Source organism: Pseudoalteromonas qingdaonensis (assembly GCF_038739665.1).
GTDB lineage: Bacteria > Pseudomonadota > Gammaproteobacteria > Enterobacterales > Alteromonadaceae > Pseudoalteromonas > Pseudoalteromonas qingdaonensis.
In genome coordinates, this window is the sequence record NZ_JBCGCU010000009.1 from 111,611 (window position 1) to 133,657 (window position 22,047).

General features: G+C 47.3%; 17 protein-coding genes. 8 read left to right on the forward strand and 9 right to left on the reverse strand.

From position 1 onward, the window contains the following. Positions 1–5 precede the first annotated feature (5 nt). Complete coding sequence (locus tag WCN91_RS09875) at positions 6–1,907, forward strand: hypothetical protein (protein ID WP_342678589.1); 1,902 nt, start codon at positions 6–8, stop codon at positions 1,905–1,907. Between the two features lie 78 nt (positions 1,908–1,985). On the opposite strand, the gene mnmE is transcribed toward WCN91_RS09875, so the two are convergent. The 5 genes from mnmE to rpmH all read right to left on the reverse strand — a co-directional run bounded on the left by mnmE (position 1,986) and on the right by rpmH (position 6,180). Further along, positions 1,986–3,350: a tRNA uridine-5-carboxymethylaminomethyl(34) synthesis GTPase MnmE gene (gene mnmE, locus WCN91_RS09880; protein ID WP_342678591.1), complete on the reverse strand. Its 1,365-nt coding sequence runs from the start codon at positions 3,348–3,350 to the stop codon at positions 1,986–1,988. Between the two features lie 104 nt (positions 3,351–3,454). Continuing rightward, on the reverse strand, positions 3,455–5,083 hold the full coding sequence (gene yidC, locus WCN91_RS09885) for a membrane protein insertase YidC (RefSeq protein ID WP_342678593.1): 1,629 nt from the start codon (positions 5,081–5,083) through the stop codon (positions 3,455–3,457). 27 nt (positions 5,084–5,110) lie between these two features. After that, on the reverse strand, positions 5,111–5,362 hold the full coding sequence (gene yidD, locus WCN91_RS09890; RefSeq protein WP_342678595.1) for a membrane protein insertion efficiency factor YidD: 252 nt from the start codon (positions 5,360–5,362) through the stop codon (positions 5,111–5,113). 251 nt (positions 5,363–5,613) lie between these two features. After that, positions 5,614–6,039, reverse strand: a complete 426-nt coding sequence (gene rnpA, locus WCN91_RS09895; protein WP_342678597.1) for a ribonuclease P protein component — start codon at positions 6,037–6,039, stop codon at positions 5,614–5,616. 6 nt (positions 6,040–6,045) lie between these two features. Then, positions 6,046–6,180, reverse strand: a complete 135-nt coding sequence (gene rpmH, locus WCN91_RS09900; RefSeq protein WP_008488847.1) for a 50S ribosomal protein L34 — start codon at positions 6,178–6,180, stop codon at positions 6,046–6,048. Between the two features lie 592 nt (positions 6,181–6,772). Between rpmH and dnaA the strand changes: the two genes are divergently transcribed. From dnaA to gyrB, 4 genes are read left to right on the forward strand one after another with little or no spacing between them, the layout of a single operon-like run. Continuing rightward, complete coding sequence (dnaA, locus tag WCN91_RS09905; RefSeq protein WP_342678599.1) at positions 6,773–8,176, forward strand: chromosomal replication initiator protein DnaA; 1,404 nt, start codon at positions 6,773–6,775, stop codon at positions 8,174–8,176. A gap of 10 nt (positions 8,177–8,186) precedes the next feature. Beyond that, entirely contained in the window at positions 8,187–9,290 is a 1,104-nt protein-coding gene (gene dnaN, locus WCN91_RS09910) for a DNA polymerase III subunit beta (RefSeq protein ID WP_342678601.1), read from the forward strand. A gap of 5 nt (positions 9,291–9,295) precedes the next feature. Beyond that, positions 9,296–10,387 carry a DNA replication/repair protein RecF gene (recF, locus tag WCN91_RS09915; protein WP_342678602.1) on the forward strand — a complete coding sequence of 364 codons (1,092 nt, stop codon included), beginning with the start codon at positions 9,296–9,298 and terminating at the stop codon, positions 10,385–10,387. Positions 10,388–10,398: 11 nt separating this feature from the next. Then, positions 10,399–12,822, forward strand: coding sequence for a DNA topoisomerase (ATP-hydrolyzing) subunit B (gene gyrB, locus WCN91_RS09920; protein WP_342678603.1), 2,424 nt, complete (start codon positions 10,399–10,401; stop codon positions 12,820–12,822). A gap of 76 nt (positions 12,823–12,898) precedes the next feature. Here gyrB and WCN91_RS09925 read toward each other — a convergent pair whose 3' ends face one another. Continuing rightward, positions 12,899–14,044: a S8 family serine peptidase gene (locus tag WCN91_RS09925; RefSeq protein ID WP_342678605.1), complete on the reverse strand. Its 1,146-nt coding sequence runs from the start codon at positions 14,042–14,044 to the stop codon at positions 12,899–12,901. A gap of 286 nt (positions 14,045–14,330) precedes the next feature. Here WCN91_RS09925 and glyQ point away from each other — a divergent pair, with 286 nt between their 5' ends. The 3 genes from glyQ (at position 14,331) to WCN91_RS09940 (ending at position 17,867) form a co-directional block, all read left to right on the forward strand. After that, positions 14,331–15,230 (forward strand): glycine--tRNA ligase subunit alpha, encoded by a 900-nt coding sequence (gene glyQ / locus WCN91_RS09930; RefSeq protein ID WP_105188756.1) that lies wholly within the window; start codon positions 14,331–14,333, stop codon positions 15,228–15,230. A gap of 8 nt (positions 15,231–15,238) precedes the next feature. After that, on the forward strand, positions 15,239–17,308 hold the full coding sequence (glyS, locus tag WCN91_RS09935; protein ID WP_342678608.1) for a glycine--tRNA ligase subunit beta: 2,070 nt from the start codon (positions 15,239–15,241) through the stop codon (positions 17,306–17,308). A 112-nt stretch (positions 17,309–17,420) separates the two neighbouring features. Continuing rightward, entirely contained in the window at positions 17,421–17,867 is a 447-nt protein-coding gene (locus WCN91_RS09940; RefSeq protein ID WP_342678610.1) for an early set domain-containing protein, read from the forward strand. 62 nt (positions 17,868–17,929) lie between these two features. Here the strand turns inward: WCN91_RS09940 and tusA are convergent, their stop codons facing one another. The 3 genes from tusA to fadB all read right to left on the reverse strand — a co-directional run bounded on the left by tusA (position 17,930) and on the right by fadB (position 21,799). Continuing rightward, on the reverse strand, positions 17,930–18,169 hold the full coding sequence (tusA, locus tag WCN91_RS09945; RefSeq protein WP_342678612.1) for a sulfurtransferase TusA: 240 nt from the start codon (positions 18,167–18,169) through the stop codon (positions 17,930–17,932). 301 nt (positions 18,170–18,470) lie between these two features. After that, the gene (gene fadA / locus WCN91_RS09950; protein WP_342678613.1) at positions 18,471–19,634 is read right to left on the reverse strand and encodes an acetyl-CoA C-acyltransferase FadA; all 1,164 of its coding nucleotides are present in this window, start codon (positions 19,632–19,634) and stop codon (positions 18,471–18,473) included. Positions 19,635–19,636: 2 nt separating this feature from the next. Then, complete coding sequence (fadB, locus tag WCN91_RS09955) at positions 19,637–21,799, reverse strand: fatty acid oxidation complex subunit alpha FadB (protein WP_342678614.1); 2,163 nt, start codon at positions 21,797–21,799, stop codon at positions 19,637–19,639. Positions 21,800–22,047 lie beyond the last annotated feature (248 nt).

A 22,047-nucleotide genomic window follows, 5' to 3' on the forward strand; every position in this document is an offset into this window, starting at 1 on the left:
GCTCTGTGCTGCGTGGTTCACGTGATTTGTGTCATCCAAGACATTGGCCAAAAGCCGACATGGGCTTTTTAGCCCTGGCCAGCTACCAGCTTTACCGAGATTTTAATGAGCGCATTGGCGATGAGATCAGCAAGTCTCTGTTGGCCTATTTAACTGAGCACCAGGTATGGGATAAAGCGGTATCGAAAATTCTCAAACATGCCAATAAGGAAGGGGACTTTCATAGCTTGGATGATAAGGGCTTAAGCGAGGCTGATGTTGCTCGTATTCGCGCCTATTTTACCGCCAACAACCCAGAGGATGATCAGGCCAGCATTATGGCTTTGCTGGAGCCGCAATTACATCGCGATGATTGTTGTCGCGGCCAGCTCTATCTCAATAAATACAGCGAACAGCAGAAGGGATACCTGCTATTTAGTGACCATGATGATGACTTCCAGCGCTTTACCCTGATAGCCTATTGGCTGCGTCAGCTACCCTTTCTCTATAGCGTTCATGCGGATCGTTTGTGGCAGTTTATTATTGCCTTGGCGCCGGTGCGTGTTGCCCGTAATATATTGCGAGCATACTCGGACGACTCCTGGAGTATCGAGTTTAACAATGTCTTAGAGGGGATTGAGATACAGGAGCAGTTAGAAAAAGCAGGGATCGATGCCGGTGTACTTATGGCCTATGAGATGAGTCGGGAGTTCTATAACAACGAACGTTATCTGCATTGGCTTGAGCTTTACAGCGAGATTAGCAGCACGGCCACGGGCATGTTTGCCGGTATTGACCGTAAAAAGGCCGAAGCCATGCACCAAGGCCTGCAATATATTAACGAACGTATCAAGGTCGATTTTTTACACCATGCCTCGCTTAAATACCCGCAGATCCCACTGGATATAAAGCATGATCTGAAACGGGCGCTGCGTATTTTAGTGCAACTGAATATTACCTCCTGGGAGCAAGCACTTGCCCACGAATATGGCCAAGCCTGCCTTTATATCGGTGGGGGTGACAAAGCTCCGGCGAAATTGCGCAACCCCATTGTTGCCGATGAACATACGCTGCACGACCGGCCTTGTCATGTGGATGGCATGAGCTGGCTGGAAATCACGGTTTTACAACAGCGTGGTGATAAGAACCATATTCTGATGGCCGATCAGGAGATGCCACTGGAGCTTTACCAAGGCAGGTGGCCATGTGGCTCACTGCTTATTTTTGACCAGGAAGTGGATAGCCAGGCGCTGCTTGCGCGTATTGCCACACTGCAAGATACAAATGCCCGTATTGAGCTCTTGGTGGAGCAGATCTTGGCATATCTGGAGGGGGAGGTGGAATATGACAATATTGCCAGCCTTTATGGTGGGCAGATGGCAGGCGAATACTTCCGCCCTAATGCCGATGAGTCGAGCATGTATAATATCGGCCAATTTATCTGGATGCTGGAACCAGTTCAGCGGGACAGGCTTGCCAAGCTGTTGTTTAATCACGATTACCGTGGTTTTAAGGTGATCGAGCGTGATTATGAAAAATGCTGGCTGCACCATCTGTTGTTGCAAGGAGAGATAGACTTCGATAGCTACCTTGAGCTTACTCGCGCCAGTAATTTAGATAATGAAAGCACAGAGGAAGGCATGCGTTTTATGCTCCAGTGGCTGGTATCGCTGCAGGTTAATGCCGCTCATATCACCTTGTTTTGTATTAAGCGCGCGCATTTGGAGGTTTGTTGTGAGTTTATCCACGGCCATGCCCGTGGTGAATACGGTAACTTTAAGCACACCTTGGCCTACTTGCATGCGGGTAGGCGAGCACAACTGCCTGAGATCTTATCTCAGGCAGATGATGGTGCAGAGCTTATCTTGCCGCTGAGCAAAGACAGGTCGCGAGTGGTGAAAGAGGCGCTTGCCAAGTACTTCTCTTAATTTTTATTCAGGTAATAAAACGACAAACGCCCTTGCAGTAAACAAGGGCGTTTTTTATATGGGCTATTTGGTATTGCCTTATTTACCGATACAGAAGGAGCTGAATATTTTGCCGAGCAGATCATCCGAGGTGAATTCACCTGTGATCTCATTGAGGTATTGCTGTGCTAAGCGCAGTTCTTCTGCAAGTATTTCTCCGGCGATATGGGCTTCAAGCTGCTCCTGGCCAGTTTGCAGGTGGCTTAAAGCACGTTCTAAAGCATCAAGGTGGCGACGGCGGGCCATAAAGCTGCCTTCTTGCGTGCCTTCAAAGCCAACGCAGGCTTTAAGGTGCTCGCGTACCAGGTCAATCCCCAGACCCTCTTTGGCACTGATCCTCAGCACCGGGTGGCTGTGGCTGTCGTCGAACCCTAGCTCCTCACCGCTTATATCGACTTTATTGCGGATCACGGTAATGCCCATATTTTGGGGAAGCTTGGCGACAAACTCAGGCCAGATTTGCTCTGGCGTATTAGCTTGGGTGTCTTGAGCGTCAACCATAAAAAGTACACGGTCGGCCTGGTTTATTTCTTCCCAGGCGCGTTCAATACCTATTTGCTCGACTTTATCAGGACTTTCCCTTAATCCGGCGGTGTCTATTATGTGTAATGGCATGCCATCGATATGGATATGCTCTTTAAGCACGTCGCGGGTGGTACCTGCGATATCGGTAACTATGGCAGCTTCACGGCCAGCCAAGGCATTTAGCAGGCTGGATTTACCGGCATTAGGGCGCCCGGCAATGACCACCCGCATTCCATCGCGGATAATGCTGCCTTGTTTAGCCTGGGCACGTACCTGCTCGACCTGATCCAGTATTTGTTGCAGATCGCCGGCAACCTTGCCATCGCTAAGAAAATCAATTTCTTCATCGGGAAAGTCGATGGCCGCTTCAACATACATGCGCAGGTGAATAACCTGTTCCACCAGTTGAGAGATGTGATTGGAGAATTCACCTTGTAGCGAGTGCAGGGCGCTTTTGGCCGCCTGCTCTGAGGTGGCATTGATTAAATCGGCAATGGCCTCGGCCTGGGTTAAATCCAGTTTGTCGTTTAAAAATGCGCGCTCGGAGAATTCCCCCGGTTTGGCCAGGCGTACACCGTCAATCTCGGCGATTTCACGCAGCAGCATATCGAGAATAATAGGGCCGCCATGGCCTTGAAGCTCAAGTACATCTTCGCCGGTAAAGGAATTAGGGCCTTGAAAGAATAGGGCAATACCCTGATCCAGCTGTTGCTTATTAAGGTCATGAAAGGGCACATATTCGGCGTAACGGGTTTTGGGGCAGTGGCCGATGATTTGCTCGGCAACCTCCTTAGCCAGGGCACCTGAGATGCGAATAATACCTACGCCACCGCGTCCGGGAGCCGTGGCTTGGGCAACTATAGTGTCTTGAGAATACATAGAATAACTCGATAAAGCGGCAATGTGTGTATTGTAACCTAATGTGGCTGTAAACAATAAAAAAGCGGCCTAAGCCGCTTTTCTAATCTTGGTTAAGGCGTAATTTAGCCTCGGACTTTCATGCCCTTTTTCTCCATACCGCGGTAGATGATCAGCATCTGAGCGATAGAGATAAGGTTTGAAACCAACCAGTAAAGTACCAGACCCGATGGGAACCATAGGAAGAATACCGAGAAGAATACCGGCATCCAGGTCATCATCTTCTGCTGCATAGGATCTGTAACCGTCATCGGCTGTAGCTTTTGCATCAGGAACATACTGGCACCGAATAGAACCGGTAGTACGTAGAAGGGATCCTTCGACGATAAGTCGGTTAACCACAGGCCGAATTCAGCATGACGTAGTTCAGGTGATTCCAGGAATACGTAGAATAACGCCAGGAAGATAGGCATTTGTAGCAACAGTGGGAAACAGCCACCCATAGGGTTAACTTTTTCCTTGCGGTACATTTCCATCGTGGCCTGACCGAATTTCTGACGGTCATCTCCATAACGCTCTTTTAGTGCTTGTATCTTAGGCTGTAAGGCACGCATCTTCGCCATAGAGGTGTATTGCGCCTTGGTTAGCGGATACAAAGCGGTTTTCATCAGCACTGTGATAGCTATGATGGCCAGACCCCAGTTACCCAAGAAGCTGTGTAAAAACTTAAGCAGTGATAATAGCGGTTGTGAGATAAACCATAACCAGCCATAGTCCACAGTCAAGTCCAGGTTAGGGTGTAACGCTTCCAAAGCATCCGTGTCTTTCGGGCCCATATAATAGGTAGAGGTGAATGTTGCAGAGCTGGCCGCTGCAATATTCACTGGCTCAGATTTAATACCCATTTGTGCAACCTTGGCAGTCGGCAGGCGCATATAAATAGTGTTCGTTTGATCTTGCGCTGGTACCCAGGCACTTACGAAATAGTGCTGTAGGAAGGCCACATAACCACCCTGAGTCGACTCTTTCAATTCTTTGTCTTGAATATCGTCGAACGAGTACTTTTCGTAGTTAACTTCGTCGGTACCGTAAGCACCACCTAGGTAGCTTTGATCAATCAAGCTGCCCTTGTCTTGAACGGTGCGCTTAACCTGAGTGTAAAGCTGTACCTGCACCGCGTTCGCCGTGTTGTTTTGGATGTCATAATCCAAGGTTACGTCGTAACGGTTTTTATGGAAGGTGTAGGTCTTGGTGTAGCTTACGCCTTGGGCATCAACAAAGGTCAGGGGAACCGCCAGGGTATCGCCTTCAAGGGTATAGCTTTGTTGTGCACTTTGATAAACCGGACGGCCTTCTTTGCGGGCGTCGGGACCATTTAGGCCGATTAAACCGCTTTGGGCGAAGTATTCATTGCCTTCAAACTGACCTAACAACAGGTAAGGTTCGTCGCTGCCATGAGTTTCCGCATGTTGAAGCAGTTTGGCTTCGATGATGTCGCCGCCAAGGGTGTCAATTTTCACCGCAAACACATCTGTGGTTACGCTAATAACTTGTTGGCTTGCCGATGTTGAGGCTAGCGGCTCGGCAATATCCGAGTTGGGAACGTCACTTTGCCCGGCGTTAGTTTGGGCATTGCTTTGGGTTTGAGCACTTGGATTGTTGGCCGGTTGGTTATAATCACTATTCCATTCTTGGAATAATAAAAATGATACCAACAACAGGCCGATAAATAAAAACGTGCGTTGCGATTCCATAACAGCTCTTATTTCTCGTTGTTAAGATTAATGGTGGTTACGTTTGCCAGGAACGGGATCATCCCCTCCGGCGTGTAAAGGATGGCATTTTACTATTCGTTTTACTGCCAACCAACTGCCTTTTAGCGCCCCATGCAGTTTTATTGCCTGCAAGGCGTATGAAGAACAGCTGGGATTAAAGCGACAATTCGGCCCAAGCATAGGACTGATCCACTTTTGATAGACCTTAATTACAGTAATGAGGGTATTTTTAGGTATTGCTAATATAAAAGCTAACATAAAGGCCCGCAGTACTGAGTAGGGTCTAATACCAATGCACTTAAATAGCTAATCATTCTAGTGGGCTAAATATCATGCTAACCTTGTTGAAATTTTTCTCTGTAGAATACTACATAAGAAAAATTCCGCCTTGTTATCATATCATTTATCCAGCGCTATATCTGATCACATACTTACAGAATTGGTATAAGCGAATACTCAGTTAGTCGATTAAAAGGTGAGCTAAAGATACCTGAAAAAGTCGGTAAATTCTATGATTGGCCGCGCTTTTGCTTGGTATTGTGATGCTTTTTATGAGGTCTGCGTGGTGGTGGCTTGTATCCGGGTTTGCAGCGTTCATTGATTTTGCGCCAGAGTTTATCGAGATCTTTGCGTATTTCTTCGTTTGATAGCTCATCAATGCCACGCTTAACCATAAGCACGATATCAATGTTTTCCAACTTATGTTGATGCAAACGAAAACTTTCGCGAGCGATACGCTTGATTCGATTACGCTGGTTGGCTTGTTTTACATTTTTTTTAGCTACGGTTAATCCCAGACGCGCATGGTCCAAAGAATTTGGTTTAGCTAATAAGGTGAAGAGAGAAGTAGCAGCCCGAGCAGGCTCATTAAAAATGCGGGAGTAATGCGAGGGAGTTAACAGACGTAACTCCCTGCCAAAGCGAAAGTCTTCCACTAAATATTAAGCAGAAAGAACTTTACGGCCTTTAGCACGACGACGTGCTAGTACTTTACGGCCGTTAGCAGTAGCCATACGAGCACGGAAACCGTGAGTACGCTTACGCTTTAATACGCTAGGTTGAAAAGTTCTTTTCATAACAATTCCATCCGATCGGTTAAGGTTTAAATTCTCTGTGTGGGTCGCGATCCTCACTCAGACGCTAACACAACTTCGATGCCAAGTTTTTCTCACTCGGTGACCTTCACCGAGTGTTTCCAACGGACATTCCGTGGTGCCTTAGCGAGCGCGAGATTCTATAGAGGCTTGATGCTAAAGTCAACGATAATCGCACAACAAAGAGCCTATATATTAGCAGCTATAGCTGGGGATCGTACCTGCGATCCGCAAAGGATCATTAAAAAATGAAAGTTTTCCACAGGGTCTGTTTAAAAAGTGCATAAATCCCCTGAATAACCCAGTTTGATCATCCCTGCAGATCAAGATCAAAGTTTTGTAAAGCGTTAAATTAAATTCTTTTTTTAAAATAAATCCTCAATAAAAACAGCTGCTTGCATTGTCTTTTTTGTTGAAGCATATTTTCAGTAAAAATCAATATTGAAGTTGTGGATAAATAGGCGTCATAATGTGCGGCCCGGCCACAAAAAAGTTGTGATCTTGGGAAGAATAATAAGCGCAAAACTCGTGATGAACGAGTATCGAAACCTCTATTCTATTTCGGGAGTAAACTGTGTATCTGTCTGTTTGGCAAAGTTGTTTATATGTGTTGCAAGATGAATTGCCATCACAGCAATTTAGTATGTGGGTGAGACCACTACAGGCAGAAAGTACAGATGATACTCTGACTATTTATGCGCCAAACCGCTTTGTGCTTGATTGGGTTAGAGAAAAATACCTAAATCGCATTAATGAGCTGTTAGTTGAAATTTGTGGCGATGAAGCGCCAGAATTACGTTTTGACGTGGGCAGCAAGCCCATGCTCAATACCGCTGTAAATACCACGGCGCAAACGCCTAATCAGGGTGTTAATGGCAGCAATGACAGTGCCAAGGTAAATAAGGCCAGACAGCCTAGCCAACCAGCAGCTGTTGAACCAGCGCCCAAGTCTCAGTACAAATCTAATATCAAAGAAAACTATACCTTTGATAACTTTGTTGAAGGTAAGTCAAACCAGTTGGCTAAGGCCGCGGCAACGCAAGTGGCCGACAATCCAGGTTCAGCCTTTAACCCGGTATTTATTTACGGTGGCACAGGTTTAGGTAAAACGCACCTATTACATGCGGTGGGCAATGGCATTTTAGCGAAAAAAGAAAATGCCAAAATTGTTTATATGCATTCAGAACGCTTTGTTCAGGATATGGTTAAAGCCTTACAAAACAATGCGATAGAAGAATTCAAACGCTACTATCGCAGTGTTGATGCCTTGCTGATCGATGATATTCAATTCTTTGCTAACAAAGAGCGCTCTCAGGAAGAATTCTTCCATACCTTTAATGCGCTGCTTGAGGGCAACCAGCAGATTATTTTAACCTCAGACCGTTACCCCAAAGAAATAGAAGGGGTAGAGGACAGACTTAAGTCGCGTTTCGGTTGGGGTTTAACCATTGCCATTGAGCCGCCTGAGCTTGAAACACGAGTCGCCATTTTGATGAAGAAGGCGCAGCAGAGTAAGATTAACTTACCGCACGAAGTTGCTTTCTTTATTGCCAAGAAATTACGCTCCAATGTGCGTGAACTTGAAGGGGCATTAAACCGAGTGATCGCCAATGCCAACTTTACCGGTCGACCTATTTCTATCGACTTTGTAAAAGAAGCGCTGCGCGATTTATTAGCGCTGCAAGATAAGCTGGTGACCATAGATAATATTCAACGCACAGTGGCGGAGTATTACCGTATTCGCGTTTCTGATTTATTGTCCAAGCGCCGTAGTCGCTCGGTTGCGCGTCCACGCCAGGTTGCCATGGCGCTATCAAAAGAATTAACAAACCATAGCTTGCCGGAAATCGGTGATGCTTTTGGCGGTCGTGACCATACGACGGTATTGCACGCCTGCCGCAAGGTAAAAGCGCTTCGTGACGAAAGCCATGAAGTGAAAGAAGACTATCAAAATCTAATAAGAACTTTGTCATCTTAAGGTTACCCTTATGCAAATTACTATCGCTAGAGATCAGTTTTTAAAGCCTTTAATGCAGGTATCAGGCGCCATCGAGCGTAAGCACACCTTGCCCGTGCTCTCCAATGTATTACTTGAGGTGCGCGATGGTCACTTGTCTATGACGGGAACCGATCTGGAAATAGAGCTCGTCGCCTCGGTAGCCTTAGAGCAACCTTGTGCCGATACCAAGATCACCTTGCCAGCGAAAAAGCTTTTAGATATTTGTAAAAGCCTGCCCGATGGCAGCGATATCACCTTGACCTCACAGGAGCATCAGGTGGTACTGACCTCGGGACAAAGCCGCTTCTCCTTGCTGTCCTTAGCTGCAGAAGACTTTCCGAACCTAGAGCAGTGGGATGGCGAAGTTGAATTTCAATTAAGTCGACTAGAACTGCGTAAGTTATTGGAAAGCACACATTTTTCAATGGCTAACCAGGACGTACGTTATTACCTTAACGGCATGTCGTTTGAAGTTGAAAATGACGAAATTAAAACCGTGGCCACAGATGGTCACCGTTTGGCCATAGCGCAAAAGAAATTACCCCAGTCGTTAAACAGCCAGCGCCAGTTAATTGTGCCACGTAAAGGGGTGCAGGAAATTATGCGCCTTATGCCGGCGGATGATCAGCCTGTTACCATTCAGTTTGGTGCCAACCATATTCGTATTACCGATGCGGAATTTACCTTTACCAGTAAATTGGTTGATGGCCGTTTCCCTGACTATCGCCGTGTTTTACCGCGTGGTGGAGATAAAATTATTATCGCTAACCGCGAATGGCTGCGTAATGCCTTGCACCGTGTTTCTATTCTATCGAATGAAAAATTCCGTGGTGTACGCCTGAATTTAAGTTCGGGCATGCTCAAGGTTAGCGCCAATAACCCAGAGCAAGAGCAGGCGGAAGAGGTGATTGAAGTTATGTATCAAGGAGAAGATTTAGAGATAGGTTTTAACGTTTCTTACCTTCTTGATGTGCTAAACACCATCAAAACCGACGATGTTTCTATCACCCTTGCCGACTCAAACAGCAGTGCCCTGATGGAAGCCGCAGGAGATGGCGAAGCCCTGTATGTCGTTATGCCGATGCGCCTGTAACGGCCATGAGCCTGACCTCTATTAGCCTCAATAATTTTCGTAATATTGAGGCTGCTACCCTAGCTCCAGAAGCTATCAATATCATCTATGGTGAAAATGGCAGCGGCAAAACCAGCTTTTTAGAAGCCATTTATTTTCTTTCTCACGGACGTTCTTTCCGTACCAATAAGCACCGTACCTTGATACGCGATAGCCAACCGCATTTTACTCTGCACGCTAAAAAGCGGAGCAACAACCTGACCATTCCTGTTGGCATACAAAAAGATACTCATGGTGAAACCCAGATAAAAATTCAAGGGAAGGCGAGTCGTCGTATTTCTGATCTTGCTCAGGTTTTACCGGTTCAGGTTATTACCCCAGAAAGCTATTCCTTCTTTTTTGGTGGTCCCAAGGAGCGACGTGCCTTTATCGATTTAGGTGTGTTCCACGTGGAACAAGAGTTTTTTGTCCACTGGCAAAATTTTAATAAGGTACTGAAACAACGCAATGCCTTGTTAAAAAATAAGCCCGCCGAACTGCGCACCATGCTGCCAGTTTGGGACAAGGAATTTGTACGCTTGGCCGAGAAAATTACGCAGCTAAGAGAGTCGTATATAGAGAGGTTTAAGGCGCTTTTTTTTGATAGACTGTGTACAGAATTAGAATTGCTAAACGACCTTGAAATTGACTTCAATTGGGGTTGGAAACGCACTGAATCCCTTGCCGATGTATTGGCGCAAAATAGGGATGGTGACCTGATGCGGGGCTACACCAGCAAAGGGCCACATAAGGCCGATATAACGATAAAAACATCGCTCGGCCCGGTAGAAACAGCCTTCTCGCGAGGGCAGTTAAAATTGCTTTTATATGCGCTTAAAGTAGCGCAAAATAGCTTAATAGAAAAAGAGACCGGAAAACAATCGATTCTGCTTATTGACGATTTACCCTCGGAATTAAGCGAAGATACCAAAATGAAGGTAGGGCAACTGCTTTCACGCTGTGATGCACAGATATTTATAACAACGATTGAATCCCAAAGTGTCTCCGCTGTGTTAGAAACGTTAGCAAGGCCTAAGGCTTTGTTCCACGTGAAACATGGCGAACTAATAACAAGATAAATGGAAGCACCATGTCTGAAAATTACGATTCATCAAGTATTAAAGTACTTAAAGGACTAGACGCCGTACGGAAACGACCAGGAATGTACATTGGTGATACCGATGATGGCACCGGGTTACACCATATGGTATTCGAGGTCGTCGACAACTCGATCGATGAGGCGTTGGCGGGATATTGTGACGATATTTACGTAACAATCCATACCGATGGTTCCGTGTCGGTACGCGATAACGGCCGTGGTATTCCAACCGAGCTGCACCCGGAAGAAGGGGTGTCGGCCGCAGAAGTTATTATGACCGTGCTGCACGCCGGTGGTAAGTTCGACGACAACTCATATAAAGTATCTGGTGGTCTGCACGGTGTAGGTGTTTCGGTTGTAAACGCGCTATCTGAAAAGCTGGCACTGGAGATTCGTCGTGATGGCAAATTGCATAAACAGACTTACTCTATGGGTGAGCCGGATGCACCGCTAGGTGTCATTGGCGAGTCGGACTCTACGGGTACGGAAATTCGTTTCTGGCCAAGTTCGCAAACCTTTAGTGATACAAATTTCCACTATGACATCCTGGCTAAGCGTCTACGTGAGCTGTCTTTCTTGAACTCCGGCGTGTCGATTATTTTGACCGATGAGCGTGAAGAAGATAAGCGTGACCACTTTAAATATGAAGGTGGTATCGAGGCCTTTGTTGCTTACCTAAACCGTAAAAAAACGCCAGTACATCAAAATGTATTCCACTTCACCCAAGAGCGTGAAGACGGTATCAGTGTTGAAGTATCCATGCAGTGGAACGATGGCTTCCAGGAAAGTATTTTCTGCTTTACCAATAATATCCCACAGCGTGACGGTGGTACTCACTTAGCTGGTTTCCGTGCCGCACTAACGCGTACACTTAACACCTATATGGAAAAAGAAGGCTTTAATAAGAAAGCCAAAACCACCAGTAATGCGACAGGTGATGATGCCCGTGAAGGTTTGACCGCTGTTATTAGCGTTAAGGTTCCTGATCCTAAGTTCTCATCGCAAACCAAAGACAAGCTGGTATCAAGCGAAGTAAAAGCCGCTGTTGAACAAGCCATGGGTGAAAAACTCAGTGAATTCTTACTAGAGAATCCGGTTGACGCTAAAATAGTTGTAGGCAAAATTATAGATGCTGCCCGTGCCCGTGAAGCGGCGCGTAAAGCCCGTGAAATGACTCGTCGTAAAGGCGTCATGGACCTGGCTGGTTTACCTGGTAAGTTGGCAGACTGTCAGGAAAAAGACCCGGCAGAATCCGAACTATATATAGTGGAGGGTGACTCTGCGGGTGGTTCTGCCAAGCAGGGCCGTAACCGTAAGAATCAGGCCATCCTGCCCCTTAAAGGTAAAATACTTAACGTAGAAAAAGCGCGTTTCGATAAGATGCTGTCTTCGCAAGAAGTTGCGACCCTGATCACCGCCCTGGGCTGTGGTATCGGTCGTGATGAATATGATCCTGAGAAACTTCGTTATCATCGCATCATTATCATGACCGATGCCGATGTCGATGGCTCGCACATTCGTACCTTGCTATTGACCTTCTTCTACCGCCAAATGCCGGAGATCATCGAGCGTGGCTATGTTTATATTGCTCAGCCGCCCTTGTACAAGATCAAGAAAGGCAAGCAAGAGCGTTATATTAAAGACGATAACGCCTTGGTTGAGTACTTAACCTCGCTAGCGCTAAATGGCTCAGCTCTTTATAGCAGCGAAGGAGCGTCGGCTATCGAAGGTAATGCACTGGAAAATCTGGTTCGTGATTACCAAAACACGGAGAAGGTGATTGAGCGCTTATCACGTAAATACCCTTCGGCCATGATGCACAGTCTTATCTACCGTGATTGCATCGGTGAAGATGATTTCGGCGAAGAAGCCAAGGTACAGCAGTGGACTCAGGCATTGGTTGACGACTTGATCGTTCGTGACGAAGACGCGGCCATCTACAGTGCTCATACTCATTTCGATGAGGAGCGTAAGCTGTATTACCCTATGGTGAATATTCGTCAGCACGGTGTTGATAAGCAGTATGTGCTTAATCATGATTTCTTGACTTCAAAAGACTATCAGCGTATCTGTGTAACTGGTGAAAAGGTGGGTAACCTTATTGGTGCCGGTGCTTACGTACAACGTGGTGAGAAAACTCAGCCGGTCGACAGCTTTGTTGAGGCACTAGAATGGCTGATCAGCGATTCTAAGAAGGGCTTGTATACACAGCGTTATAAAGGACTGGGTGAGATGAATCCAGAGCAGCTATGGGAAACTACAATGGACCCTGCAGCACGTCGTATGCTGCGCGTTACCATTGAAGACGCCATCGCCGCCGACCAACTATTTGCCACCCTTATGGGTGATCAGGTTGAGCCTCGTCGTGAGTTTATCGAGCAAAATGCACTACGTGTAGTTAACCTGGACGTGTAGTCTTGGTTAATATAAATCACCAAGCATAAAAAAGCCCTCGCATTAGCGGGGGCTTTTTACTTATTTCACAACAATTTTAAAGATGCAGGATAGAGTCGGCATTGCCATCAGGGTCGTTATTGGCCTGGCCATCAGTACCCGGATTACCATTACGCATCATGATTACAGCACATGCAGCTGGAGATGCCATAGAGGTGCCCGACATGCTTGTTGTACCACCGCCTGAACGAGTAGACAGAATGCTTACGCCCGGTGCCGCATAGTCGACAGGTGGGTTACCATAGTTGCTGAAGCTGGCGAAGTTATCGTTATTGTCGGTCGCAGAAATGGTAAATACGCGAGGGTGTGATGCACTGGCAGGAGACACATTACTCGCATGCTGGCTTTCGTTACCTGCGGCAACCACGAAGAATGCCCCCGATTGCTGAGCTGCATTTTCAACGGCATCGTTTAAGTCCTGGTTAAAACCACCACCTAAACTCATATTCGCACAATCACCAGCAGAGGCATTAGCTGCCACGTGATCAACACCGGCTAATACGCCAGACCAGCTGCCAGAGCCACGAGCATCCAATACTTTAACCGGAATTACGGTTGCACCTGCTGCAACACCAACAACATCCTGTTGGTTATTTAGAGCGGCAATAGTACCGGCAACATGGGTACCGTGACCGTTAGCGTCATCCATACCGGCATTACGGCCGCTGGTAAAGGCACTAAAGCCACGGCTGGCATCAACATTTAAGTCGCCATGGTCTAGATCTATACCTGTATCAATAACCCAGGCGGTATAGCCGGAACCGTCTACCGGACCACCTACACGGGTGACACTCCAGGGAGTTTGTTGTCCTTGGCCGCCACCACCACTGCCTGGCTTACCTTTTTGTGCAGAAGGTGAAGCATAGGCGATGCCATCGGGAGTAAAGTGCATAATGTCAGCTTCGCCTGCAAATACGCTTTTCGCTTTATCACAGCTCATGTTTATAGCCATACCTTTAATGGCATTGCTATAAATGTGTTTAGCCTGAGACAGGGACTTCATCAACATGCCGCGGGCTTTACCTTCGACATCGAATTTAGAAATACTGTCATTGAAGCGAACAATACAGGTATTTGCTATTTCAAGTTCGGCAGCCATACCTGCGTGATCAGGAGCTGGTTGGGCATTTACGAACCCTGTTGATGCAGCTAATACAGCTGTTGCGATGAGAGTTTTATTCATTTATTCAACCTTTCTAATCGTTATTATTGAAGTAGTGGAATTTAACATTGGATTTACAATTTAGGCTAGATTGCAAAAAAATCAACTGTTTCAAATGGAAATACGAAAAGAGTCGTAGATGAAAATTAAAAAGCGCGTGTTTTTAAGATGTTGAAAATGATGAAGGCAGGAGATTAATCAAAGCCGCCTATCAGGCAATAAAAAGAAACTGCTTAAAACAAGGCGGTGCAAGGGGTATACTGTGAGCAATAAAACCGCACTCTAAGCAGCAGAATTTAACGTCATTATGCAAAAATACGACTTACAAACTTTTCAGGGCCTGATCCTAGCGCTTCAGGATTATTGGGCACAGCAAGGCTGTGTTATTGCTCAGCCACTCGATCTTGAAGTGGGCGCGGGCACCTTTCACCCGCTTACGTTTTTAAAAGCCGTTGGCCCAGAGCCGATGTCGAGTGCTTACGTACAGCCATGTCGTCGTCCTACCGATGGCCGTTACGGTGAAAATCCTAACCGCTTACAGCACTACTATCAATTCCAGGTAGTGTTAAAGCCTTCTCCCGATAACATTCAAGAGCTTTACCTTGGCTCGCTTGCGGCCATGGGCATAGACACATTGAAACACGAAGTTCGATTTGTGGAAGACAACTGGGAATCACCGACTCTGGGTGCCTGGGGTCTTGGTTGGGAAGTGTGGCTAAATGGCATGGAAGTGACCCAGTTCACTTATTTCCAGCAGGTAGGTGGCCTTGAGTGTGCGCCTGTTACCGGTGAGATCACTTATGGTCTTGAGCGCTTGGCCATGTATATCCAAGGCGTAGACAGCATCTATGACCTGGTTTGGACCGATGGTCCTATGGGTAAAGTTACTTACGGCGATGTATTCCACCAAAATGAAGTTGAGCAATCAAAATACAACTTTGAATACGCCGACGTTGATGCCTTGTTTAAGCAATTCGATCAGTGTGAAAAAGAAAGCCAAAAGCTGATTGAAGCGAATTTACCGCTACCGGCTTACGAGCAAGTAATGAAGGCGTCCCATGCCTTTAACCTGCTTGATGCTCGCCACGCTATTTCTGTAACAGAGCGTCAGCGTTACATCCTGCGAGTGCGCGCCCTGTCTAAAGCCTGTGCTGAAAGTTACTACGCGGCGCGTGAAGCGCTTGGTTTCCCGCTGTGTAAGGATTAAGAATTACCATGTTAAAGCAAAATTTATTAGTAGAAATCGGTACCGAAGAATTACCACCGAAATCATTGCGTACCCTGGCCGAGGCTTTCGCAGACGGCCTGAAGGCGCAGTTAGAAGATCTGGCCCTGGCACATGACGGGGTGCAATGGTATGCCTCACCACGCCGCTTAGGTCTGATGGTGCTACAACTCGATGGCAAACAGGCTGACAAGGTAGTAGAAAAGCGTGGTCCTGCGATTCAGGCGGCATTTGATGCCGATGGCAACCCGACAAAAGCGGCAATGGGCTGGGCCCGTGGTTGTGGTATCGAGGTGAGCGAAGCGGGTCGTCATGTCACCGAAAAAGGCGAGTGGCTGCTACACAAGGCCGAGGTTGCCGGTCAACCGGTTCAGGAACTGATCGTGGCCGCTGTGAATGCGGCACTGGCAAAACTACCTATTCCTAAGCCTATGCGTTGGGGCGCCAACAAGACACAGTTTATCCGTCCTGTACACACGGCCACGGTATTTTACGGCGACAGCCTGATTGCCGGCGAGATCTTAGGTAAGCAGGTTACTAACCAGCTGCAGGGACACCGTTTCCATCACCCGGAAAAGGTCACCATCAACAATGCCAATGAAGCGCTAGAGCAGTTGAAGAAAGCCTATGTTATTGCCGATTACGACACTCGTAAGGCAATGATCCGCAATCAAATCGAAGCGGCGGCGGCTAAACTCGGTGCGGTTGTAGCCATGGATGAAGACTTGCTTGAGGAAGTGACTTCCCTAGTAGAATGGCCGGTGACCTTAACGGCATCATTTGAAGAAAGCTTCCTAGAAGTGCCTGATGAAGCCTTGATCTACACCATGAAGGACGACCAAAAGTACTTCCCGTTGTTAGACCAAGACGGCAAGCTGATCAACAAATTCCTGTTCGTGTCGAACATTGAAAGTAAAGACCCCAGCGTGGTCATCGCCGGTAACGAAAAGGTGGTGCGCCCACGTCTTGCCGACGCGCAATTCTTCTTTGAAACGGATAAAAAGAAAACACTGGAAAGCCGTTTGGAGTCACTGGGTACCGTATTGTTCCAAAAGCAACTGGGTACGCTTAAGGACAAGTCCGAGCGTATTAGCGCGCTTTCCGGTTATATCGCCGAGCAACTAGGTGCTGATAAGGTCCTGGCTGAGCGCGCGGGTCTGTTGAGTAAAACCGATCTGATGACAGAAATGGTGATGGAATTCACCGATGTTCAGGGCGTGATGGGTATGCACTATGCGCGCTTTGACGGTGAAAACGAAGCCGTAGCCCTGGCCATGAACGAGCAATATATGCCGCGCTTTGCTGGTGATGCTTTGCCACACAGCGATATCAGCTGCGCTGTGGCTTTGGCGGATAAGTTTGATACCTTGGTTGGTATTTTCGGTATTGGTCAGGCGCCTAAGGGCGATAAAGACCCGTTTGCACTGCGTCGCGCCGCTATCGGTGCTTTGCGCATCATGGTTGAAAAGCAACTTCCATTGGATGTGCTTGATATAGTTGCGAAAGCGCAAACCCTATTCGGCGATAAGCTAAGCAATAATCAGGTTGCCGAAGATGTGTTTGAGTTCCTGCTGGGTCGTTTCCGTGCCTGGTATCAGGAGCAGGGCATTGAGGTTGATGTGATCCAGGCTGTATTGGCGCGTCGTCCTTCGAAGCCATTGGACTTTGATCTACGCGTTAAGGCGGTAAGCCACTTCCGTACTCTTGAGTCGGCAGAAGCCTTGGCCGCGGCCAACAAGCGTGTTGGTAACATCTTAAGCAAGAATGATGTTCAAGAAAGCGGTGCCATTGAGCCAAGCTTGTTGCAAGAAGCTCCTGAGCAGGCGTTGGCACAAGAAGTTGCGGCATATCAGAGCAAACTTGCGCCATTATATGAGCAGGGCGAATACCAGCAGGCACTCAGTGAGCTGGCCAATATTCGTCAAAGCGTAGATGCCTTCTTCGACAATGTAATGGTAATGGCGGACGATGAAGCAATTAAGCGTAACCGTCTAGCACTATTGTCTCAGTTGCAGGATTTGTTCTTACAGGTTGCCGATATCTCGGTACTGCAAAAATAGTGAATATTTCTTACATTCATGACGAAAGCCAGCTTTGAGCTGGCTTTTTTATTGAAGCCAGTGCACGAATTTCTTAGACTGATGAAAAGTGCGTCAAATTTGGAAAATAACAATGAAGACAAAACTCTCCCTCGTTTTAGCCACATTATTTTTAGGTGCCTGTTCAAGCTCGGTCACCCTAGACGATATAGTGCCGGTTGAAGAAGTACAAAAGCCCTTGTATCTGCGTGGTGACTTCTCATTATGGGATGCGCAGCCGGAATACCAAATGGAGAAGGTGGCGCCGGCCATTTATGAAACCAAGATCAAGTTATCGACTCCGGGCAAGGCCTATGAATTTAAAATCGCTGATGCGGATTGGAGTGAAAACTATAACTGTGGTTATTTAGACGAAGGTCTGGATAAGCAGTTAGAGATTGGTTTGCCGGTGCAGGCGGACTGTAACAGCGTGTATAACTACTTTAGTTTTACCCCTGCGGAAGAGGGTTGGTACAAGGTATCAATTAACTTCTCACGCTTTAGCAAGCCATTGGTAACCATTAATCAGGTGTTTGAATAATACCATTCACTTAAATAGCTAATCTAAATATCATGCTGACAGGATCGGTATAAAAAGGGCTGTTAAAGCCCTTTTTTGATCAGGTACTGATAAGGTAACTGCTCTGTCTGTTGGGCCACCAGGGTGTGGTCCATAAAGCGGCAAAAACTGGGAATATCGCGGGTGGTTGAAGGGTCGTCCGCGGTGATCAGCAAGGTTTCACCTTCGTTCATTTTGCGCACCGTACCGCGCACCATCATAACGGGCTCCGGGCAGCGTAAGCCCAAGGCATCTAAAACATGATCGGCGGTTTCAAAGGTCATAAATGAGTACTCGCGTAGAAAACGCCCATTTTACCTAAAGTCACGGCAAGAAAAAAGGCGGGAGCATAAAGCCAACCCCGCCTTTTTGTCACCAAGATTTAAGTAACCTGGACTTGTGATAACAACTTGCTTTCTAGCTGCTGTTTTTTCTTACTACCGCGTTAAATTTGTTTGCAATAGAGCTTCTATTGCCGCACAAATTTGCCTTGTATTAATCAAAACATCTAGCTAGAAAAATTTGACCTCAAGTTAGTTATTTTTAAAGCATATTAGCGAACTTCTTAACTCAAGTTCAGGTTATTTACGGACGTTCAAAGACAGTCGCAATACCCTGGCCAAGACCGATACACATGGTCGCTAAACCGTATTTGGCATCCTTGTCTTCCATGATATTGATTAGCGTGGTGCTGATACGCGAGCCAGAGCAACCTAGAGGGTGACCCAGGGCAATGGCACCGCCATTAAGGTTAACTTTTTCGTCTACCTTATCCAGCAAGCCAAGATCTTTTAGTACAGGCAAAGACTGAGCGGCAAAGGCTTCGTTTAGCTCAGCCACATCGATATCATCGATAGTCAGACCGGCCATTTGCAATGCTTTCTTACTGGCTGGTACTGGGCCATAACCCATGATGGAAGGATCGCAGCCCGCCACCGCCATAGATTTCACATAGGCGCGAATGGGTAGACCCAGCTCTTTGGCCTTGTCTTCACTCATGACCAACATGGCCGAGGCGCCGTCAGACAGAGCCGAAGAAGTTCCCGCAGTCACGCTACCTGATGCCGGGTTAAATACAGGGCGAAGCTGAGATAAGCCTTCAACCGTGGTTTCCGGGCGAATAACCTCATCATCCTCAACCAAGGTTAGGGCGCCATCTTCGTCATGACCTTCCATTGGCAGGATTTCTGATTTGAAGCGACCTTCAACTGTTGCTGCATGGGCGCGTTGATGCGAGCGGGCACCAAATTCGTCCTGCTGCTGACGGTTAATGCCGTGCAAGGTGGCCAGGTATTCGGCGGTTAGGCCCATTACTCCCGCGGCTTGAGCAACGGATGTTGCCAGGCCCGGGTGGAAGTCGTTGCCGTGGGTCATAGGTACGTGGCCCATATGTTCCACACCACCAATAATATAGGTGTCACCGGCGCCGGTCATAATGGCGCGAGCGGCATCATGCAGTGCCTGCATGGAAGACCCACATAAGCGGTTTACTGTAACCGCAGGTACGGTATGAGGAATACCGGCAAGCAGGGCGGCATTACGGCCTACGTTAAAACCTTGCTCTAGCGTTTGCTGCACACAGCCCCAGTAAATATCGTCAATCGATGCTGGGTCTACCGCCGGGTTACGTTCCAACAAGCCCTTCATCAAGTGTGCACTCAGGTCTTCGGCACGTTTATGACGGAATACACCGTTTTTAGAACGGCCCATAGGCGTACGAATACAATCTACAATAACAACCTTATTCATGATTATTGTCCCTCCACTTGATAAAACACACGGCCTTGTTCAGCCCATTGACGGGTTTCGTCTGATACCTGGTAAATAGCACCCAGGTGCGCGTACTTGTCGGCAGCCGCGACAAAGTTGGCCAGGCCAATTTGGTCTAGGTAGCGGAATGCGCCGCCTCTAAACGGAGGGAATCCTATGCCGTACACCAGTGCCATATCGGCTTCTTGTGGTGAAGCAACAATGTTTTCCTGTAGGCACAGTAGTACTTCGTTGATCATAGGGATCATACAGCGGTCGATGATCTCTTGTTTATCCAGCTCTTGCTCGCCATCGAATAGCGGCGCAATAAGCTCAAGAGCCTGGGTATCCGAGCTCTTCTTCAAGCGACCACGGCGGTCCGGGGCGTAGCTGTAGAAACCCTTACCATTTTTCTGACCAAAGCGCTCTGCGTTAGCCATAATGGTAACCGGGTCTTTTTCCTGACGTGCCATACGCTCCGGGAAGCCATCGGCCATCACGCCGGTACAGTGGAAGGCGGTATCAATACCAACAACATCAAGCAGGTAAGCTGGGCCCATAGGCCAGCCGAATACGTTTTCCATCACCTTGTCTATTTTAGCGAAGCTGACGCCCTCGCTAACCATCTTGCTGAAACCGGCAAAGTAGGGGAATAGCACGCGGTTTACAAAGAAGCCCGGGCAGTCATTTACAACAATAGGTGACTTGCCTAGCTTAAGAGCGTAATCGACCACAGCGTTAACGGTTTCTTGTGAGGTTTTTTCACCACGGATGATTTCAACCAGCGGCATACGGGGAACCGGGTTGAAAAAGTGCATACCACAGAATTTTTCTGGTTTTTCCAAGGCAGTGGCTAATTCATCGATGCGAATGGTTGAGGTGTTTGAGGTGAGTACCGTGCCTTCAGGCATGGATTTCTCCAGGCTGCTTAATACCGCTTTTTTCACATTGGGGTTTTCAACAACCGCTTCAACGACTATATCGGCGGCCTGCACATCGGCATCATTCAAGGTCGGTTTGATTTTACCTAGCACGCCAACCATCTTGTCCATGCTCATATGGCCGCGTTGTACTTTCTTACCAAGTAGCTTAGCGGCTTCACCCATACCAAGATCCAAAGCACCTTGGTTGATGTCTTTCATGATAATGGGGGTGCCTTTATAGGCTGATTGATAAGCAATACCGCCACCCATAATGCCGGCACCTAGTACCGCGGCTTGATTGATTTGAGTGTCGCTGCTCTTGGCCAGCTTCTTGGCCTTACCTTTAATATATTGGTCGGCCAGGAAGATGCCGGTTAGCGCTGCTGCTTCCTTGGTTTTAGCCAATTTTGCGAAGTTGGCATTTTCCAATGCCATGGCTTCATCGCGGCTCATATTAGCAGCCGCTTTAATGGTCTTAACCGCCATCACAGGGGCAGGGTAATGACCCTTGGTTTTGCCCATAACCAGACCTTCGGCCATAGCAAAGCTCATGCCTTGCTCTACCTTATTCATCTTCAGTGGTGCTTGTTTTTGCGCTCGGCGTTGCTGCCAATCCAGCTTACCGGCAATGGCTTGCTCTAGCATACTGATACTGGCATTTAGTAATTTGTCACCGGCCACTACGGCGTCTACGGCACCCACTTTTAGGGCGTCATTAGCGCGGTTGTCTTGTCCCGTGGTGATCCAGGTCATGGCGTTATCAGCACCGATTAAGCGTGGTAAGCGTACAGTGCCACCAAAGCCCGGCATGATGCCCAGCTTGGTTTCTGGTAAACCAATTTTGGCGGTTTCACTGGCTACGCGGAAATCGGTAGCTAAAACCCACTCGCAACCGCCGCCCAAGGCCATACCGTTAATGGTGCTTAAAGTTGGGAAAGGTAAATCTTCCAGGGCGTCGAATACATCGGTGGCGTTTTTAATCCAGCCAATCAGTTCTTCTTCTGGGCGTTGGAAAGTGGGTAGGAATTCGAAAATATCGGCGCCAACGATAAAGTGATCTTTGTCACTGGTAAACACCATACCTTTGATGTCGTCACGTTGGGCTAATTCTTTAATTGCCTGATGGCAATCACTCAGGGTTTGCTGCGAAAGTTTGTTTACTGAACCGGGTACAGTGAACTTAAACTCGGCAATTTGGTCCTTTATAAAAGAAACTACAAAGGAATCGCTCTGAAATATCATGGTATCTCCCTTTGTTTCACATGAAACTGGTACGATGAGTTAAATTTAAATCAGTGTCTCGCCTTTAATCTCAAAATGCAATGAAAATTTTACATAGGGTTAAAGTTAGCTCAAAAAATAGATGCGACCAAAACACGCCATAATGCGGTTGGTATAGGTCAAAAGTCTGGCATTTATGTAGTACAGTTATTGAGGGTCTTTGACTCTATGAGGGCAGCGCGCTTTTTTGCCTAATGTTGGCTTCTTCG

Bases quoted from the DNA above. Each gene is read 5' to 3' on its own strand.
- mnmE (WP_342678591.1), bottom strand. From the start codon at position 3,350: ATGTATTCTCAAGACACTATAGTTGCCCAAGCCACGGCTCCCGGACGC.
- yidC (WP_342678593.1), bottom strand. From the start codon at position 5,083: ATGGAATCGCAACGCACGTTTTTATTTATCGGCCTGTTGTTGGTATCA.
- yidD (WP_342678595.1), bottom strand. From the start codon at position 5,362: ATGTTAGCTTTTATATTAGCAATACCTAAAAATACCCTCATTACTGTA.
- rpmH (WP_008488847.1), bottom strand. From the start codon at position 6,180: ATGAAAAGAACTTTTCAACCTAGCGTATTAAAGCGTAAGCGTACTCAC.
- dnaN (WP_342678601.1), top strand. From the start codon at position 8,187: ATGCAAATTACTATCGCTAGAGATCAGTTTTTAAAGCCTTTAATGCAG.
- recF (WP_342678602.1), top strand. From the start codon at position 9,296: ATGAGCCTGACCTCTATTAGCCTCAATAATTTTCGTAATATTGAGGCT.
- gyrB (WP_342678603.1), top strand. From the start codon at position 10,399: ATGTCTGAAAATTACGATTCATCAAGTATTAAAGTACTTAAAGGACTA.
- WCN91_RS09925 (WP_342678605.1), bottom strand. From the start codon at position 14,044: ATGAATAAAACTCTCATCGCAACAGCTGTATTAGCTGCATCAACAGGG.
- glyQ (WP_105188756.1), top strand. From the start codon at position 14,331: ATGCAAAAATACGACTTACAAACTTTTCAGGGCCTGATCCTAGCGCTT.
- glyS (WP_342678608.1), top strand. From the start codon at position 15,239: ATGTTAAAGCAAAATTTATTAGTAGAAATCGGTACCGAAGAATTACCA.
- WCN91_RS09940 (WP_342678610.1), top strand. From the start codon at position 17,421: ATGAAGACAAAACTCTCCCTCGTTTTAGCCACATTATTTTTAGGTGCC.
- tusA (WP_342678612.1), bottom strand. From the start codon at position 18,169: ATGACCTTTGAAACCGCCGATCATGTTTTAGATGCCTTGGGCTTACGC.
- fadA (WP_342678613.1), bottom strand. From the start codon at position 19,634: ATGAATAAGGTTGTTATTGTAGATTGTATTCGTACGCCTATGGGCCGT.
- fadB (WP_342678614.1), bottom strand. From the start codon at position 21,799: ATGATATTTCAGAGCGATTCCTTTGTAGTTTCTTTTATAAAGGACCAA.